We start from the raw sequence: 17,304 nt of genomic DNA on the forward strand, positions 1-17,304 counted from the left end.
GCCGCGTTGACTGCCTGCGCATACGCCTTGAGCGGATCTCCGCTTGCGTTTGTCGCGGGCGCGGGAGCGGTTGCCGTCGCCACCGCCGATACGTGGGCCACCGAGGTAGGACGCCTCAGCGCATTTCCGCCGGTGCTCATCACGAACGGCCGGCCCGTGTCGCACGGCGCCTCCGGCGGCGTGACGATCGCCGGCTCTGCAGCCGCGTGCGCCGGTGCTCTGCTCGTCGCGTGGATCGGCGCGGTGCTTGCGCGACACAACCCCGGGGCCTTCACGGTGGCCGTGACCGCGGCTGGCGTCTCCGGCGCGATGCTCGACAGCGTCCTGGGCGCGACCGTCGAGGTGCGGTGCTCGTGGATCGGAAACGGGATCGTCAACTTCGCCGCAACCGCGTGGGGGGCGCTAACCGCGGTGGCGCTGGTGCGATGGTGGATGTAGCCACCTCCCTCAGGCACGCGCGCCCACAAATTAAGAAAACCGACCCTCTCGGAATCGGTTCCCAACATGCCCCATTGGACTCGCCTGGTCAGCTATGTTACCCATATTATAAGCACCACCGGCACGCTTGTCAAGCGGACAGTGACGCGGCGCCGCGGCGCTCCTCCCAGGCCCAAATATGCGGGGGCGAAAGGTGACCGAGACACCCTCGCCCGAACGCCCGCCTCTGTCCTTGTCCGTTGGACCCGCGCCCACCCCGCCCCGCGAGCGCGTCCCGTTCGAGCGTATCGCGGTGGGGCTCATCCTGCTCACGGCGCTCGCCGTGCGGCTCGTCGGGATTGCGCGGGGTCTTCCCTACATTCACGAATGGGATGAACCGTACGTAGTCACTTACGTGATTGGCATGGTGCAACGGGGCGATCTCGATCCCAAGGCGTTCTCCTATCCGAGCCTGTACTTCTACATCCTCTTGCCCGTCACGTATCTCTACTACTTCTATCTGCACCTGAGTGGACACGCGGCGTCTCCATTTGCGATTCAACTGTTTCACCCTCAGGCGCCGATCAGCCATCTGCCGCCAACGCTGCCATACTGGTGGTACATCAACGAACCCTCGTTCTACCTGTGGGCCAGGATCGTCACCACCCTGCTGGCCACCGCCGCGGTCTTTCTCGTCTACCGCCTTGGGAGGGCGACGTTCGGAATCGGCGTCGGGCTTCTCGCCGCGGCGCTCCTCGCGGTGGCGCCGGGATTCGTCTACTACGCGGACACCGTCCGGGTCGACGTTCCGATGGTGTTCTTTCTCTGCGCAGCGGTACTCGCCGGTCTGCGCGTGTTGGAGGGCGGCACACCACGTGACTACCTCATCGCCGGCGCACTCGGCGGTCTCGCGATGTCGACGAAGCAAGCCGCGTTCGTGATCGTGATCGCCTTCGTTACCGCTCACGCGCTGAACCCGCGGCGACGCCGGTTCGACCTCCGCCCCCTCGTCACGTTGGGAGCGGGCGTCGCGGGCGGCTTCGTCGCCGGCACGCCGCGCATCTTGGTGACACCGCGCTACCTCGTGGACGTGTGGGCATCGGAAGGGCGCGCGTACGGCGGCGTGCCCACCCTGGCGTCGCTGAAAGTCGGAGCTGCACAGAACCTCCTCTACTTCGTTCATCCGATGCAGGGAGGCAGCCAGAATCCCGAATGGTACGTGACGCCTCACGCCGCGTTCGGGCTCATTCCCGCATCCGCAGCCGTCCTCGGGCTGATCGTCGCATCGGTGCGAAAACCGCGTCTCGCGCTCTACCTCGGCAGCTTCATGGTGCCGTACTTCTGCCTCATGGCGAGCCAGCGTAACTTCTTCCTGCGCAGCATGATCCCGCTATTGCCGTTTGCGGCGGTATTCGCCGCGGTCGGCACGACGTGGATCGGGGAACAGTGCCGGCGCACACGCGCGCTGCGCGGGGGCCTCTCGGCAACGGTCGCCGCAACCCTGGGGATCCTCATTCTCCTTGCCGAACCCACGGACCGCGCAGTCCATCTCGCATGGCTTCTGCGCCACGACGAGGACACCCGGACCGAGGCGGTTGCGTGGGTGCGCGCCCACGCCCGCCCGGGAGAGGTGGTGGCGTTCGACGCCAACCTCCGGTGGTTTCTTCCGGCGCTCCGGGACCTCCCGGTTGAGGTGGTCTACACGACCCCCGACCGAGACCTCGCATGGTGTCGCGCGAACGGCGTCAATCTGGCGGTGGTTGGACGCCTCAGCCGACTCGCCGATGCGTCGCTCGTGACGCGAATTGCCCGCCCCGCGTACCTCGACGGCGGAGGAGACGAAAGTGGAAACGACGGAGACTTGGTGATCAGCCCCACGATCCGCATCGTTAGCGTGTCCGGACGCTAACAGGCAATTCAGTGTTGCGAGAGTGATCTGCCCATGTGGAACATCACCTGCCCTGCGGAGTGGAGGAACACGCCGCGGCAACCGCTGCCCGTACGTGCGGTCAGCGTTAGCGCAGGGCGAGCGCGATGCTTCCCCAGGAAATGAGGCCAGCTGCGGTGAGACGCGCGATGCGACTCCCCCAGGACAGGGTCCTTTCAGCGAGCACCCACACCGCGATCAGTACCATCCAGAGGGCGTTCAGCAGACCCCCGGCGAACAGTAGACACATCAGGGCCGAACAACAACCGAGGCACGACGCTCCGCAGCGGATGCCTCGCCGCGCCGTGCCTCAGGCATCGGACGGCCATTGGCCCTCGGCGGGGGATCTGCCCGACGCGCGGCAGCGCCGCAGACACGTGTGCTTCAACGGACTCACCTGATCGAGCCCGGCGGTGGCAACCACCAGCCCGGCAATCAGGGCCGCGCGGATCGCCATGGTCTCCGGCAGCATATTCGCAGAATCGAGTGCCCATTTGCAGGAAGGTCGCGACGACGCTGAACCCGACCCACACCGCGAGATCGCCGGCCGAGACACCCAGCGCCATCGGAAGGCGTTCGTCGTTCGGTCGCGCATCGGCTGTGCGAACGACCTGGAGAATGGCCGGCGCCGCGTTCGGCAGCATCATCGCCACCATCGTGACAACCCACATTCTCGAACACGAGCGCAGCGTACCGAGCGTCCACGCTGGCCGCATCAGCATCGCGTTCCCAGGGGGTTGTGGCCAGCTGACGCATGCCGGCACCGAATCCGGCACCCCTCACGACGCAAATTCACGCGATTGTGGCCGAGGTCAATCGTGCCGGCGACCCCGCGCGGCGTGCGCAGCGTGAGCCGGCTCAGTTTGGCGCGCGGCAGCGCCAGCAGGCGGTGCACCAGCCCGAGCTCGTCCACGATTTCGATCGTGGACGGCTGCAACGCGTCACGCGGAACTGGCGATCGAAATCCGTGTGCTCCTCGAGCAGCACCGTGGGGACTCCGCGACGGGAGAGGAGCCGGGCGAGCATGACCCCGGCCGGGCCGCCGCCGACAATGCAGCAGGCGGTCTGATGGCCCTCGCGTGCGGACTCATCCATCGCGCCCGCCCGCGGTCGATCCCGGATGCCGAGGCAGCGCCACGATCCAGGCGGCCGCGGCGTCGAGATCCGCGGCGATGTAGTCGGGGGCCGGGGTGCCCCCGGCGCCGGTCTCCGCCGCGTCGGCCCGCACGAGCACGGTCCGGCATCCCGCACGGCGGCCGGTCTCGACGTCGCTCGCCGCATCGCCAACCATGACCGACGCGGACAGATCGAGTCCCAGCTCCGCCGCCGCGCGCAGCAGCATCCCGGGATTCGGTTTCCGGCACTCGCAGACCACGCGGTACGCCGGCACCGCGCCCTCCGGGTGGTGCGGACAGTAGTAGATCGCGTCCAGGGAGGCGCCGCGCTCCCGCAGCATGGCCAGCAGCACGCGGTGCACGTGCCGCAACTCCTCCTCGCTCACCCATCCCCGTGCGACGACCGACTGATTCGTCGCCACGATCAGCACCCACCCCGCGGCGCGCAGGCGTACGAGCGCCTCCGGCACGCCGGGGAGGACGCGGAGCTGATCCACGCTGCGCAGGTGGTGCGCGTCCGCGATGAGAACGCCGTCGCGATCCAGGAACACGGCGCGCCGGCCCGGCGCATCCGCGGGTACGGTCATCCGCCGCCACACGCGACGACCGGCTCGTCCACGATCTCGTGGGCGACGTCGGCACCCTCGAGGACCGCGCCGGGATGCACGATCGCGTCGCGGAGCCGGGATCGGACGATCCGGGCTCCCGGCGCGACCGTGACGTACGGGCCGATTCGGGCCTCGCGGATGACCGCACCGGGCGCGATCGCGACCGGCGGCACGATCACACTTTCGCCGTCGACGTCTGCGCCGCGGGTCTCGGGCGCACCGAGCCCGGAGTTCGCCGCGAGCAGCTCACGGTTCGCGAGCAGCACCGTGTCGACGGTGCCGCAGTCGTAGAACCGATCGACCGGAAACGTCTCCACCGCAATGCCGCGGTCGATCACGTGCTGCACGGCGTCCACCAACCAGAACTCGCCTGCGCGGCGCGCGTCCCGTCGGACCATCTCGTCCAGCGCCTCCCGCAGCGGTCCGGCGTCCGGGAAGTAGAACGTCCCCGCGACCGCGCGCCTGCCCCGCGGCTCGGCCGGCTTCTCCCACAGCCGCCGCACGCGCCCCCGATCGTCCACCTCGACGATCCCGTACCCGCGGGGATCGTCCACCTCTGCAACCGCGATCGAGGCGGCCTCACGCGCGAGCAGCGCTCCGAGGTCGAGGCGCGGGATCGTGTCCCCGAACTGGATCAGCACCGGACCTTCGAGGTGGTCGCGCGCCGCGTACACGGCATGACCGTTGCCGAGCGGCTCCGCCTGCACGACCACCCGCGCGGACGCGCCTGGGCGCGCCGCCAGATACTCCTCGATCTGCCCGCGGAGGTACCCCGCGACAACGACGACGTCCGTCACGCCGAGCGGGGGGAGCGCGTCGAGCAGATGTGCGAGGATCGGCCGCCCGGCGACGTACACGAGCGGTTTCGGACGTCGCGCGGTGTGCCGGCCGAGCCGACGCCCCACACCGGCCGCCACGATCAGCGCCCGTGGGCGAGCGGTCACCGCCGCGCGTCCACGGCGATTCGGGTTCAGTGGCGAAAGTGGCGGATGCCGGTCGTGACCATCGCGACGCCCGCGGCCTCGGCCGCCGCGGCGACCTCGGCGTCCCGGGTCGCTCCGCCGGGGTGGATCACCGCCGTCACGCCCGCCGCGATCGCCACTTCGACCGCGTCGGGGAACGGGAAAAACGCCTCGGACGCCATGACGGATCCGGCCGCCCGTTCGCCGGCCTGCCGGACCGCGAGGCGCACCGGTTCCACCCGGTTCATCTGTCCCGCGCCCACCCCGACGACCTGCCGGTCGCGCGCGAGCACGATCGCATTGGAGCGCACATACCGGCACACCGTCCACGCAAACCTCAGGTCCACCCACTCCCGCGCGGTGGGGGCGCGCGAGGTCACGACGGTCAGTCGCGCCTCGTCGAGATCGAGCACGTCGCGGTCCTGGACGAGGAGACCGCCGCGCACGCGGCGCAGGTCGAATCCGGGCGCCACGCCCAGGGTGCCGAGCGGGCCGACCTCCATAACCCGCAGGTTCTTCTTGCGGGACAGCACGCCGCGCGCCGTCTCGTCGTACGCCGGCGCGATCACCGCCTCGAGAAACGTCTCGACGAGGGCCTCCGCGGTCGCACGATCCACGGTCCGGTTCAGCGCGACGATGCCCCCGAACGCGGAGACCGGATCGCCCTCCCGGGCGTTGAGATACGCCTGGCGAAGCGTGTCGCCCGTGCCCACCCCGCACGGAATCCCGTGCTTGACGACGACCGCGGCCGAGTCGGCAAACTCGCGGACCAGCTCGAGCGCGGCGTCGAGATCAAAGATGTTGTTATAGGAGAGCGCCTTGCCGCCGAGCTGTCGCGCCGTCGCCACCGACGGCGCGGGGTCTGCGGGTGCACCGTAGAACGCGCCGCGTTGGTGCGGGTTCTCGCCGTACCGGAGGTCCTGGATCTTGTCGAACGCAAGCACGAGACGCTCCGGAAACGGCTCGCCGCCGAGGTACCCGGCGATCGCCGCGTCGTACCCGCACGTGCGGGCGAACGCGTTTCGGGCGAGCCGCCGGCGCGTGTCGGCGGCGACCGTCCCTGTGGCACGCAGCTCCTCGATCACCGGCGCGTACTGCGCCGGGTCGCTCAACACCACAACGCCGTCGAAGTTCTTCGCGGCCGCCCGGAGCAGCGTCACGCCGCCGATGTCGATCTCCTCGATCATCGCCGCCGCGTCCGCGCCGCGCGCGAGCGCCGCCTCGAACGGGTACAGCGTCACCGCGACGAGGTCGATCGGGCGAATGCCGTGCCGCGCGAGCTCCGCGTCGTGCGCCGCGTCCCCCCGGATCGCGAGCAACCCTCCGTGCACCGCGGGGTGGAGCGTCTTGACCCGGCCGCCGAGGATCTCCGGAAACCCGGTCACCTCGCTGAGCGGCGTCACCGCCACGCCGGCATCACGCAGCGCGGCCGCGGTCCCGCCCGTCGAGACGATCTCGACGCCGAGGGCCGCGAGCGCCGACGCGAGATCCACCGCGCCTGTCTTGTCGGCCACGCTGATCAATGCGCGCTGCACCTTCATCTCGGATCCTCGCCACCAGCGGCCGCGCGCACCGGCGGCCGGAAATCGTCCGTCACCTCGACCGGGACCGCGGGACGCCCGCGCCCGAACCGGGCGCCGGGGCGCCGGCGGAACCCGGTGGGAGAATCCGCACGCGGGTTCCTTCGATGCGGAGCCGACCCTCCGCAAACCACCTGACCGCACGCGCGTACAACCGCACCTCTTCGCGGCGGACCCGCGCCGACAACTCCGCCACGGTATCGTCGTCCTCCACCGACACCGCGGCCTGGGCGACGATCGGCCCCCCGTCCGGCACGGCCGTGACGAAATGGACCGTGCAGCCGGTCACGCGGACGCCCGACCGCAGGACGGCCTCGTGCACGCGATCCCCGTACATGCCCTTGCCGCCGAACGCCGGCAGCAGCGACGGGTGAATGTTCATGATGCGCCCCGCAAACGCGGCGACGAACGCCGGCGAGAGGATGCGCAGAAACCCCGCCAGGCACACCAGATCGGCGCGCGCGGTCCGGAGCGCATCGCGAAGCGCGGCCTCGAACGCGGCGGTCGAAGCAAATGTCCGCCGGTCGAGCACCGCCGTCGGGATACCCGCGCGGCGCGCGCGGTCGACGGCGAACGCGCCTTGGACGTCGCTCGCGACGAGCACGATCTGCGCCGACACCTCGCCGCGCGCACACGCGTCGATCAACCCCTGCAGCGTGGTCCCCGCACCCGACACGAGCACGCCAACGCGCAGCGGGCTAGACAAGCTCCACCCCGCGCGATCCCCCCACGATCTCCCCGACGACCCACGTCCGCTCGCCGGCGCGCTCGAGGCGCGCGACGGCATCGGCGGCCTGCGCGCGGGGCACCACGAGCAGCAGCCCGAGCCCCATGTTGAACGCCCGCCACATCTCGCCATCGGCGACCCGGCCGCGCCGCTGGATCAGCGCGAACAGCGGCGGGACAGGCCACCGGCCGCGGTCCACGGCCGCGCGGCAGCCCTCGGGCAGGACCCGCACCAGGTTTCCCGGAATCCCGCCGCCTGTGACGTGCGCGATCGCGCGGACGTCAACCCGCTCCCGAAGGTCGAGCACCGTGCGCACGTAGCAGCGGTGAGGCCGGAGCAGCGCGTCCGCCAGCGGCTCCGTGAAACCGCGCGGCGTGCGCTCGAGCGCGCGCCGCGCCGCGTCGCCGAGGCCGCCGCCCGGCAGCAGCACCGTGCGCGCGAGCGAGTACCCGTTGGTGTGCAACCCGTCGCTCGCCAGCCCGACGATCACGTCGCCCGGCCGAACCGCCCGGCCGGTGATCAGGCGGTCCCGTTCGACGGCGCCGACGGTGCAGCCCGCGACGTCGACCTGCAGGCTCTTGTAGATTCCGGGCATCTCCGCGGTTTCGCCACCGAGCAGCGCGACGCCGTGCCGCCGGCAGGCTGCAGTCATCCCTTCGATGATCGGCGCCACGACCTCCGGCGCGAGCGCCTCCGCGGCGATGTAGTCCACCATGAACAGCGGCGTCGCCCCGTGACACAGCACGTCGTTTGCGCCGTGGGCGACGATGTCCGCCCCGATCACATCCCAGCGGTCGAACAGCGCAGCGATTCTGGTCTTCGTCCCGACGCCGTCGATGGACGTGACCAGCACCGGATCGCGGTACCCCGCCAGCCGGAAGAGTCCGCCGAACTCCCCGCCGGTGTTCAGCACGCCGTCCCGAAACGTCGAGCGCACGAGACCGCCGACCCCCGCCAGGATCGTCTCCTTCGCGTCGATGTCCACGCCGGCGTCCCGGTACGTCAGTGGCTCGCGCGCCCCGGCCATCGACGTCGCCCTACACCCTCGGCGTCTCGAGCGCGAACCGTCCGGCCGTCGCCTCGGTCGGCGTCTCGGTGGGGTAGACGCCCGTGAGGCACGCAAGACAGAGATTGCGGCGCGGCAACTCGAGCGCCTCGACGAGTCCGTCCACGCTGAGGTAGCCGAGACTGTCCGCCTCGATCTCCGCGCGGATCCCGTCGATCGACAGGCGTGACGCGACGAGTTCGCCCCGGTTGCTCGTGTCGATCCCGTAGAAGCAGGCGTTCCGGACCGGCGGCGAGGAGACGCGGACGTGGACCTCGCGCGCACCTGCGCGGCGGAGCATCCGCACGATCTGCCGGCTCGTGGTGCCGCGCACGATCGAGTCGTCGACGAGCACGACCCGCCGGCCGTCGATCACGTCGGCAACGGGGTTCAGCTTGACGCGCACGCCGAAGTCCCGCATTGACGGATCCGGCTGGATGAACGTCCGCCCGATGTAGCGGTTCTTGATCAGACCGACCTCGTGCGGAATCCCGGCGGCCTCGGCGTACCCCATCGCCGCCGACGTGCCGGAGTCGGGCACGGCGATGACGATATCGGCCTCGGCCGGGTGCTCGCGCGCGAGCGCCCGCCCCATCCGGCGGCGGGCGTGATGCACGCTGCGCGCCTCCAGCACCGTGTCGGGGCGCGCGAAATAGATGTACTCGAACACGCACGAGGCGCGCCGCGTGACCGGCAGGACCTGACGCGCCCGCAGCCCGCTCGCGTCGGCGATGAGCAGTTCGCCGGGCCCAACCTCGCGGACCGCCTCGGCGCCGATGTGATCGAACGCGCAGGTCTCGGACGCGAAGACCACGTCGTGACCGAGCCGCCCCATCTCGAGGGGACGGATCCCGTTGGGGTCGCGAAACGCAAGCAGCGTCTCCCCCACCATCGCCACGACGGTGTACGCGCCGTGGATGCGGCCCATGCTGTAGGCGACCGCGTCCTCGAGCGTCGCCGCGGGCGCCGTGGCGATGAGCTTCGTGATCACCTCGGTGTCGGACGTCGCGGCGAAGCGGCAGCCGCGAGCCTCGAGCTCCGCGCGGAGCACCGGCGCGTTCACCAAGTTTCCGTTGTGCGCGAGCGCAAGCGTGCCCCACGGCGTGGCCTCGAGAAACGGCTGCGCGTTCTCGAGGCGCGCCCCGCCCATCGTCGAGTACCGCACGTGACCGATCCCCACGCGGCCGAGCAACAACGCCAGGCGCTCGGGAGAAAAGACCTGGGCGACGAGCCCCATCTGTTTCACCAGGTGGGTGTCCGCGCCGTCGTACGTGGCGATGCCCGCGCTCTCCTGCCCGCGATGTTGGAGGGCATACAGGCCGAGGTGAATGTAGGGCGCGGCCGGGGCGCCGCTCGTCCGCGTCCCGAACACGCCACACTCCTCGCGCAGTTTGTCCCACGGAATCATCGCGCCACGCTCCCCTCTCGTCGCCAAGCGAACCGGCTGTGCCGCGGCGGTCGCGGAACCCCCCGGTCGTCTCATCGCTCGTAGGCACCAACGGGCGGCTCCGGTTCCCACGCCGCGCGAAGGTCCGCGACGGGGACATCCAGCCAGGGGCCGCCCGCCCGGAGCGCCGTGGCGCCCGGTTCGGCCGGGGACCGCCCGCCCGCGATCACGAGACGGTCCCCGCCCGCGGCTCCGATCACCTGCACCGGCACCGTGAGCCGGCGCGCGACCTCGGCAAGCGCCGACATCGCTTCCGGTCGCAGCGACAGGACGATGCGCCCGATCCCTTCTCCGAACAGGACCTCCTGCGGGCGCGATCCGTTCGTCTCGGCCAGCGTCACGGTCGCGCCGCGGCCGCCGGCGATGCAGCACTCGGCCAGCGCCACGGCGATCCCGCCGTCGGAGCAGTCGTGGGCCGACGCCACCGCCCCCGACGCCACCACCTCCCGCGCGCACCGAATGGTCCGCGCGACGGCGAGGACATCGGGTTCGCGGAGACGACCGGCGGTGACCCCGTGCACCGCGGCGAGGTATTCGCTGCCGTCGAGCCACGCCCGCCCGCTGCCGAGGAGCACGATGAGATCGCCGTCCCGCACCCAACCGGACGTCGCGTGACGCCGCACGTCGTCGAGTCGCCCCAACATCGCCACGATCGGCGTGGGGTAGATCCCGGTGCCCGCCTCGTTGTAGAAACTGACGTTTCCGCCGACGACCGGCACGTCCAGCGCCTCGCAGGCGTGCGCGATGCCGTCGACCGCCTGCTGGAACGTCCAGAACACCTCGGGACGCTCCGGGCTCGCGAAGTTGAGGCAGTCGGTGACGGCGGCGGGAGCCGCGCCGGCGCATGCCAGGTTCTGCGCGGCTTCGAACACGGCGATCATCGCGCCCACGCGTGGATCGAGGTAGCAGTAGCGGCTGTTGCCGTCGACGGCAAGCGCGACGCCGCGCGGCGCCGCGTCCCGCAGCCGCAGCACCGCCGCGTCCGCGCCCGGGGGGACGACCGTGTTGATCTGGATCATGTGGTCGTACTGGCGGTACACCCATCGCTTGCTCGCGACCGCCGGTGAATGCAGCAGAGTCCGCAGCGCATCCGCCGCGGGCACGTCCGGCAGCGCCGCCAAGTCGAGACGGCGCGCGTCGCGGAGGTAGGCGGGTTCCACCGCCTCGGGCGCGTACTCCGGGGCATCGGTCAGGTACCGGGGGTCGAGCCGCGCGACGATGCGGTCGCCGTCGCTCACGGTCAGCACGGGCTCCTCGACGACGCGTCCGATCACCACCGCCGCGAGCCCCCAGCGCCGCGCGATGCGCAGGATCTCGGACTCGCGGCCCGCCTGCACCACGAGCAGCATGCGCTCCTGCGACTCGGAGAGCAGCACCTCTTCTGGGGTCATGCCCGCCTCCCGGCGGGGCACGTCCCGGAGATCCACGCGCATGCCGACGCCGCCCTTCGCGGACATCTCGGCGATCGCGCAGGTCAACCCCGCGGCCCCGAGATCCTGAATCGCGGCCACGGCGCCGGTCGCGAGCGCCTCCAGCGTGGCTTCGATCAGCAGCTTGCCTGTGAACGGGTCGCCCATCTGCACCGCGGAACGATCCTGCGGGTCACCCGCGAGTTCGGCCGACGCGAACGCGGCGCCCTGCATGCCGTCCCGCCCGGTGCGCGCCCCGAGGTACACCACCGCGTTCCCCGGACCGGACGCGCGGGATGTGGCGATCCGGTCCTCGCGCACGAGACCGAGGCAGGCGACGTTGACGAGCGGGTTCCGGCGGTAACACGGCGCGCACGCGAGCTCGCCCCCCACCGTCGGCACCCCGATGCTGTTGCCGTACGCCGAGATCCCCGCCACGACGCCGCCCACGATGCGCGTCACCGCCGGATCGTCGGGCGGTCCGAAGCGCAGCGAATCGAGGAGCGCCGTCGGTCGCGCTCCCATCGCCAGGATGTCGCGGATGATACCCCCCACCCCCGTCGCCGCGCCGTGGAACGGCGCCACCGCGCTCGGGTGGTTGTGGCTCTCCATCTTGAACACGGCGGCCCATCCCCCGCCGACGGACACCGCGCCGGCGTTCTCGCCCGGGCCGCGCAGGAGCCCGGGCCCGCGGGACGGCAGCCGCCGCAGCACCGCCTTGCTGTGCTTATATGCGCAGTGCTCGCTCCACATCACGCCAAACATGCCCAACTCCGCGGGCGTCGGATCCCGCCCCAGGCGCCGGCGGATCTCCTCGTACTCCGCCGGCCGCAGCCCGACGGCGGCCGCCCGCTCGGACGGCGCGATCGGCGGTTGCACCGCCATGCTCAGTGCACCTCCACCGGCTGCGCCGACAGCCGCCGGCCGGTCGTGATCCACAGCGCGAGCGACGAGAAGATGCGAAGCCCGTCCGTGCCGCCCACGAGATCCTCGCTCGCGCGCTCGGGGTGCGGCATCAGGCCGAGCACGGCGCCGGACGGACTGGCGATCCCGGCGATCCCGTCCTCGGCGCCGTTGGGGTTCGCCGCGGGCGTGACATCGCCGCGGGCGTCGCAGTAGCGGAACACGATCTGCCGGTGCGCCGCCAGCGCCGGCCGCGCGGCGGGATCGACCACGTACCGGCCCTCGGCGTGCGCGATCGGGATCCGCAGGACGTCTCCGGGCGCCAGCCCACACGTAAAGGGGGTGTCCACCCGCTCCGTGCGAAGATGCACGAACTCGCACCGGAATTGGCCGCCGAGGTTCGGCTGCATCGCCCCCGGCAGCAGGCCGGTCTCCAGCAGCGTTTGAAAGCCGTTGCAGATCCCGAGCACGAGCCCGCCGCCGGCGACGTACGGCCCGAGGGCCCGGACGGCCGGCGACGTCGCGGCGATCGCACCGGCGCGCAGGTAGTCCCCATACGAGAAGCCCCCGGGCAGAATGACGGCGTCGAGCCCGTCGAGCGAACGCTCCTCGTGCCACACATATTGCGCGTGATGTCCCAGCACATCGCGGATGGCATGGTACGTGTCCGCGTCACAGTTGCTCCCCGGGAAGACGACGATGCCGATGTTCACGCGCCACCCCTTTCACCCGAGCGTCGTGTGTGCCTCACGCGATTTCGTATCGGTACTGCTCGATCAACGTGTTGGCGAGAAACCCCTCACACATCTCGCGCACGCGCTCGTCCAACCCGTCGGTCGCTTCCACCTCGATCTCGAAGTAACGACCCGCCCGTACCGCCTGCACGCCGCTGTGCCCCAGCGCGCCGAGCCCTTTGAGAATCGCTTGCCCCGGTGCGTCGAGCACGCCCGGCTTCAGCGTCACGATGATCCGCACCGTCCGCACGCCGCCTGTCACGCCTGCGCCTCTGCCAGGGCGTGGCCGACGAGCCGGCGGTAGACCTCGAGATACCGCGCCCGCGTCGCGTCGACCACGTCGTCGGGCAGCGTCGGGGCGGGCGGTCGCTTGTCCCAGCCGGTGCGTTCCAGATAGTCGCGCACCACCTGCTTGTCGAAGCTCTCGGTCGACCCGGTGGCGGCGTACGACGCGGCGTCCCAAAAGCGGGACGAATCGGGCGTCAGCGCCTCGTCGATCAGGGTCAGCGCGTCCCCGCGCAGACCGAACTCGAACTTGGTGTCGACGAGCAAGAACCCGACGCGCTCCGCCACATCCGCCGCCTCGCGGTACAGCCGGAGGCTCGTCTCCTCCAGCCGTCCGGCGAGCGCGGGGCCGAGCTGCGCGGCCATCCGGGCCGCGGAGATGTTCTCGTCGTGGCCGCTGTCGTTCTTCGTCGCGGGGGTGAAGATCGGCGCCGGCAGCCGGCTGCCCGCCCGCAGTCCGGCGGGCAGCGGGACCCCGCAGACCCGCCCCGACGCCTGGTACTCTTTCCAGGCCGAGCCGGCGAGGTAACCTCGCACCACGCACTCGAAGTCGATCCGCCGGCAGCGGTGCACGAGCATCGTGCGTCCCGCGAGCTGGCCGCGGTACGGACGCAGCGCCGGCGGGAACGCGTCGGGATCGACGGTGATCATGTGGTTCGGCACGACGTCGCGGAGCCGCTCGAACCAGAACGCCGACAACCCGGTCAGGACCCGGCCGCGACCCGGAATTCCCGTCGCGAGCACGCAGTCGAACGCCGAGAGCCGGTCCGTCGCCACCAGCACCAACCGGTCGCCGAGCGCATAGATGTCCCGCACCTTCCCGCGGGAGAACAGCGGCAGATCGAGGCGCGTCTCGAGCAGCGCCGCCGGCGGCCGGTTCCCGGTTACGGTGTCGTCCATGCCTGCTTCCTCCTTCGTCGGTGGGTATGCCCGCGGCCCGTCGCCGCGGGTCACGGCCGCCCGGTGCCCTGGCGGCCGGCGTGTGCCGGGCGATCGGGCCCGGGTGGTGCGGCCGGGGCGACCGCGTCGAGCCCGACGCGCGCAAAGATGGCGTCGATGTGCCGCACGGCGTAGGCCGGGTCGAAGCAGGCCGCCAACTCGGCGTCGGTCAAGGCACCCGACGCCCGGACGAGGTCGCGGAACGACCCGCCGCTGTCCCACGCCCGCATCGCCGCCGACTGCACGATCCGGTACGCCTCGTCCCGACCGAGCCCTTTGTCGAGCAGCGCCAGGAGCACCCGATGGGAAAACACCAGGCCCCCGGTCCGTTCGAGGTTGGCCCGCATGTGCTCGGGGTAGACGCGCAGACCCGCGATGACGGCGGTGAGTTTCCGGACCATGTAGTCGAGCACCGTCGTGGCGTCGGGCACGATCACACGCTCCACCGACGAGTGGGTGATGTCCCGCTCACCCCACAGCGCGATGTCCTCAAGCGCCGACGTCGCGTAGCCGCGGACGACGCGCGCGAGCCCCGCGACGCGTTCGCAGATGATCGGGTTCCGCTTGTGCGGCATCGCGGACGACCCGGTCTGGCCGGCGCGGAACGGCTCCTCCGCCTCGCGCAGTTCGGTGCGCTGCAGGGTGCGGATCTCGGTCGCGATCTTCTCGAGCGTCCCCGCGACGACGGCCAGGTGCGCCACATACTCCGCGTGCCGGTCCCGCTGCAGCACCTGCGAGGAGACGGGCGCCGGGCGCAGCCCCAACCGCTCGCACACGAACGCCTCCACCTCCGGCGGGTTGTGCGCAAACGTCCCGACCTCGCCGGACAGCTTCCCGACCGCGATCACGTCGCGGGCGCGCCGCAGCCGGTCGATCCCCCGTCCGACCTCGGCGTACCACAGCGCCGCCTTAAGGCCGAACGTGATCGGCTCTGCCTGGACGCCGTGCGTACGCCCCGCCATCACGGTGTGGCGGTGGGCGCGCGCGAGCGTCCCCAGCGCCGCGCGGAGCCCCTCGAGCCCCGCCTCGAGGATGTCCGCCGCGCGGACCATCAGCGCCGACAGCGCGGTGTCGACGACGTCGGACGACCCGAGCCCCTTGTGCAGGAACCTCGAGTCCTCGCCGACCGTTTCGCCGACGACGCGCAGGAACGCCACGACGTCGTGCCGGGTCTCCTTCTCCTCGATCTCGTCGATCCGCACCGCGCTCGTCACGCGCGCACGCTCGCGCAGGCGCCGGGCCGCGTCACCGGGGACGAGCCCCAGCGCCGCCTGGGCTTCCGCCGCGAGCAGCTCGATCTCCAGCCAGGTGTTGAACTTGGTCTCCTGACTCCACAACGCCGCCATCTCCGGCGAGGTGTAGCGCGGGATCATGCGAGCCCCTCCTGCGTGAAGATCACGTCCGACCGCCCCGCCCCGACCCCGACCATCGAGATCGGCACGCCCACGATCTCCTCGATCCGTCGCAGGAAAGCTCGCGCCTCGACCGGCAGATCGGTCAGCCGGCGGGCGCCCTGCGTTGACGCGCGCCACCCGGGCAGCTCTTCGTACACGGGCTCGACGCGGGCCATCGCGGCGGTGTGCGGAACGGTGTGAACGGTGCGCCCGTCGAGCCGGTAGGCGACCGCGATCCGCACGGCGTCGAAGGTGTCGAAAATATCGAGCTTCATCATGGCCAGGTGCGTGAACCCCGCCACCTCCGCCGCAAACCGGGCTGCCACCCCGTCGAACCATCCGCACCGCCGCGGCCTGCGGGTGGTGGCCCCGTACTCTTGCCCCAGCTCGCGGAGCCGTTCGCCCGTCTCGTCGTGCAGCTCCGTCGGCATGGGGCCCGACCCCACCGCGGTCGTGTACGCTTTGGCGACCCCGAGGACGCGCGTGATGCGGTACGGCGGGATCCCCGCCCCGGACGACGCCCCGCCGGGCAGGGTCGTCGACGACGTCACGAACGGATAGAGCCCCCAGTCGAGATCGCGCATCACGCCGAGCTGGCCCTCGAGCAGGATCATCCGATCGGCGCGCAGCGCCTCCTGCATCACGGGATGACTGTCTGTAATGTACGGGCGCAGCCGTCCGGCCCAACGCGCGCACGCGGCCAGCATCGTCGCGGCCTCGACAGGCTCGTGCCGGTACACGCCGCGGAACAGCGCGGTCTTGCGCGCGGCGACGAACCGGACCTGCTCCGCGAGGTGCGCCTCCTCTAGGAGGTCCCCGACGCGGATGCCGATGCGCGCCGTCTTGTCGCTGTACACCGGCCAGATCCCCTGCTTCGTCGTGCCGTGCGGGGCGCCGCCGCGGGCCGCCTCCTCCAGTTCGTCCATGACGATGTGGTGCGGAAACACCAGATGGGCGCGCTCGTCGAGCCACAGCCGACCGACGGTCGGCATCCCCACGCGCTCCACCTCTTCGACCTCGGCGAGCAGCACGTCGGGGTTCACGACGACGCCGGGGCCGATCACACACTGCGCCGCGGGATGGAAAATGCCCGAGGGCAACAGGTGGAGCCGGAACGTCCCGTGCTCGTTCTGGATCGTATGCCCGGCGTTGTTGCCCCCGTTGTAGCGGACGACGACGTCCGCGTGGGCAGCCAGGGTATCAATCACCTTGCCCTTGCCCTCGTCGCCCCACTGGGCGCCGACGACTGCGGTAACCGGCATCTATCGCGCCTCCCTGGGCGGGACCATGCCTGCCTCCGACGAGACGCCGAGACGCGCGGCCTTCTCCTCGACCTGCGCGGCCAGTTTCGCCTTGTGCGCCCGGTACCGCTCGCGAAGCGCCGGTTCGGCCACGCCGAGAATCTGCACGGCCAGCAGCGCGGCGTTCCGCGCTCCGCCGATCGCGACCGTGGCCACGGGGACGCCGCCAGGCATCTGCACGGTGGACAGAAGCGCGTCCATCCCGCCGAGGGCGCCGCCCGCGAGGGGCACGCCGATCACCGGCAGCACCGTCCGCGCCGCGATCACCCCGGCCAGGTGCGCCGCCGCCCCCGCACCGGCGATCACCACCTGGATCCCGCGCTGCTCGGCCTCGGCCACGTACCGCTCGACGCGATCCGGCGACCGATGGGCCGAGGCGATCGTCAGATCGTAGGAGACGCCGAATTCAGTCAGCACGCGTCCGGCTTCCTGCATCACGGGAAGGTCGGAGTCGCTCCCGACGACGATTGCGACGCGCGCCCGCGTGTCCGCCGTTGTGGTCATCTCGAGC

16 protein-coding genes (1 of these 16 cut by a window edge) are annotated in these 17,304 nt (G+C 71.3%); 2 read left to right on the forward strand and 14 right to left on the reverse strand.

What is annotated here, in order from left to right; genetic code table 11:
* Both VKZ50_20060 and VKZ50_20065 read left to right on the forward strand, forming a co-directional pair.
* Positions 1–438, forward strand: partial view of a DUF92 domain-containing protein gene (locus VKZ50_20060; protein ID HLJ62025.1) — the 3' portion only. It extends 285 nt beyond the left edge of the window; the window shows 438 of its 723 coding nt (coding positions 286–723); its start codon lies off the left edge, out of view; its stop codon occupies positions 436–438.
* A gap of 193 nt (positions 439–631) precedes the next feature.
* A complete protein-coding gene (locus VKZ50_20065; protein ID HLJ62026.1) occupies positions 632–2,326 on the forward strand; it encodes a glycosyltransferase family 39 protein in 1,695 nt (564 codons plus the stop codon).
* A gap of 876 nt (positions 2,327–3,202) precedes the next feature.
* On the opposite strand, the gene VKZ50_20070 is transcribed toward VKZ50_20065, so the two are convergent.
* The 14 genes from VKZ50_20070 to purE all read right to left on the reverse strand — a co-directional run bounded on the left by VKZ50_20070 (position 3,203) and on the right by purE (position 17,297).
* Complete coding sequence (locus VKZ50_20070) at positions 3,203–3,439, reverse strand: FAD-dependent monooxygenase (protein HLJ62027.1); 237 nt, start codon at positions 3,437–3,439, stop codon at positions 3,203–3,205.
* The gene (locus VKZ50_20075; protein ID HLJ62028.1) at positions 3,432–4,046 is read right to left on the reverse strand and encodes an HAD family hydrolase; all 615 of its coding nucleotides are present in this window, start codon (positions 4,044–4,046) and stop codon (positions 3,432–3,434) included. Before VKZ50_20075 ends, VKZ50_20070 begins: the two co-directional genes overlap by 8 nt.
* Positions 4,043–5,011 (reverse strand): sugar phosphate nucleotidyltransferase, encoded by a 969-nt coding sequence (locus VKZ50_20080; GenBank protein HLJ62029.1) that lies wholly within the window; start codon positions 5,009–5,011, stop codon positions 4,043–4,045. The genes VKZ50_20075 and VKZ50_20080 overlap by 4 nt, the downstream gene beginning before the upstream one ends.
* A gap of 26 nt (positions 5,012–5,037) precedes the next feature.
* Positions 5,038–6,570, reverse strand: a complete 1,533-nt coding sequence (gene purH / locus VKZ50_20085; protein ID HLJ62030.1) for a bifunctional phosphoribosylaminoimidazolecarboxamide formyltransferase/IMP cyclohydrolase — start codon at positions 6,568–6,570, stop codon at positions 5,038–5,040.
* A 52-nt stretch (positions 6,571–6,622) separates the two neighbouring features.
* The gene (gene purN / locus VKZ50_20090) at positions 6,623–7,315 is read right to left on the reverse strand and encodes a phosphoribosylglycinamide formyltransferase (protein ID HLJ62031.1); all 693 of its coding nucleotides are present in this window, start codon (positions 7,313–7,315) and stop codon (positions 6,623–6,625) included.
* A complete protein-coding gene (gene purM, locus VKZ50_20095; protein ID HLJ62032.1) occupies positions 7,308–8,363 on the reverse strand; it encodes a phosphoribosylformylglycinamidine cyclo-ligase in 1,056 nt (351 codons plus the stop codon). Before purM ends, purN begins: the two co-directional genes overlap by 8 nt.
* A gap of 10 nt (positions 8,364–8,373) precedes the next feature.
* Positions 8,374–9,789: an amidophosphoribosyltransferase gene (gene purF / locus VKZ50_20100; GenBank protein HLJ62033.1), complete on the reverse strand. Its 1,416-nt coding sequence runs from the start codon at positions 9,787–9,789 to the stop codon at positions 8,374–8,376.
* 71 nt (positions 9,790–9,860) lie between these two features.
* Entirely contained in the window at positions 9,861–12,122 is a 2,262-nt protein-coding gene (purL, locus tag VKZ50_20105; GenBank protein ID HLJ62034.1) for a phosphoribosylformylglycinamidine synthase subunit PurL, read from the reverse strand.
* A gap of 2 nt (positions 12,123–12,124) precedes the next feature.
* Positions 12,125–12,853, reverse strand: coding sequence for a phosphoribosylformylglycinamidine synthase subunit PurQ (gene purQ / locus VKZ50_20110; protein HLJ62035.1), 729 nt, complete (start codon positions 12,851–12,853; stop codon positions 12,125–12,127).
* A 34-nt stretch (positions 12,854–12,887) separates the two neighbouring features.
* Entirely contained in the window at positions 12,888–13,136 is a 249-nt protein-coding gene (purS, locus tag VKZ50_20115) for a phosphoribosylformylglycinamidine synthase subunit PurS (GenBank protein HLJ62036.1), read from the reverse strand.
* Positions 13,133–14,059: a phosphoribosylaminoimidazolesuccinocarboxamide synthase gene (locus VKZ50_20120; GenBank protein HLJ62037.1), complete on the reverse strand. Its 927-nt coding sequence runs from the start codon at positions 14,057–14,059 to the stop codon at positions 13,133–13,135. The genes purS and VKZ50_20120 overlap by 4 nt, the downstream gene beginning before the upstream one ends.
* 50 nt (positions 14,060–14,109) lie before the next feature.
* Positions 14,110–15,471 carry an adenylosuccinate lyase gene (purB, locus tag VKZ50_20125; protein ID HLJ62038.1) on the reverse strand — a complete coding sequence of 454 codons (1,362 nt, stop codon included), beginning with the start codon at positions 15,469–15,471 and terminating at the stop codon, positions 14,110–14,112.
* Positions 15,468–16,754 (reverse strand): adenylosuccinate synthase, encoded by a 1,287-nt coding sequence (locus VKZ50_20130; GenBank protein HLJ62039.1) that lies wholly within the window; start codon positions 16,752–16,754, stop codon positions 15,468–15,470. The genes purB and VKZ50_20130 overlap by 4 nt, the downstream gene beginning before the upstream one ends.
* Positions 16,755–17,297, reverse strand: a complete 543-nt coding sequence (gene purE / locus VKZ50_20135) for a 5-(carboxyamino)imidazole ribonucleotide mutase (protein ID HLJ62040.1) — start codon at positions 17,295–17,297, stop codon at positions 16,755–16,757.
* Positions 17,298–17,304: the final 7 nt, after the last annotated feature.

The organism is bacterium (genome assembly GCA_035295165.1).
Taxonomy (GTDB): Bacteria; Sysuimicrobiota; Sysuimicrobiia; order Sysuimicrobiales; family Segetimicrobiaceae; genus JAJPIA01.

Bases quoted from the DNA above. Each gene is read 5' to 3' on its own strand.
- purL (HLJ62034.1), bottom strand. From the start codon at position 12,122: ATGGCGGTGCAACCGCCGATCGCGCCGTCCGAGCGGGCGGCCGCCGTC.
- purE (HLJ62040.1), bottom strand. From the start codon at position 17,297: ATGACCACAACGGCGGACACGCGGGCGCGCGTCGCAATCGTCGTCGGG.
- VKZ50_20120 (HLJ62037.1), bottom strand. From the start codon at position 14,059: ATGGACGACACCGTAACCGGGAACCGGCCGCCGGCGGCGCTGCTCGAG.
- VKZ50_20075 (HLJ62028.1), bottom strand. From the start codon at position 4,046: ATGACCGTACCCGCGGATGCGCCGGGCCGGCGCGCCGTGTTCCTGGAT.
- purH (HLJ62030.1), bottom strand. From the start codon at position 6,570: ATGAAGGTGCAGCGCGCATTGATCAGCGTGGCCGACAAGACAGGCGCG.
- purB (HLJ62038.1), bottom strand. From the start codon at position 15,471: ATGATCCCGCGCTACACCTCGCCGGAGATGGCGGCGTTGTGGAGTCAG.
- purF (HLJ62033.1), bottom strand. From the start codon at position 9,789: ATGATTCCGTGGGACAAACTGCGCGAGGAGTGTGGCGTGTTCGGGACG.
- VKZ50_20130 (HLJ62039.1), bottom strand. From the start codon at position 16,754: ATGCCGGTTACCGCAGTCGTCGGCGCCCAGTGGGGCGACGAGGGCAAG.
- purM (HLJ62032.1), bottom strand. From the start codon at position 8,363: ATGGCCGGGGCGCGCGAGCCACTGACGTACCGGGACGCCGGCGTGGAC.
- VKZ50_20070 (HLJ62027.1), bottom strand. From the start codon at position 3,439: ATGGATGAGTCCGCACGCGAGGGCCATCAGACCGCCTGCTGCATTGTC.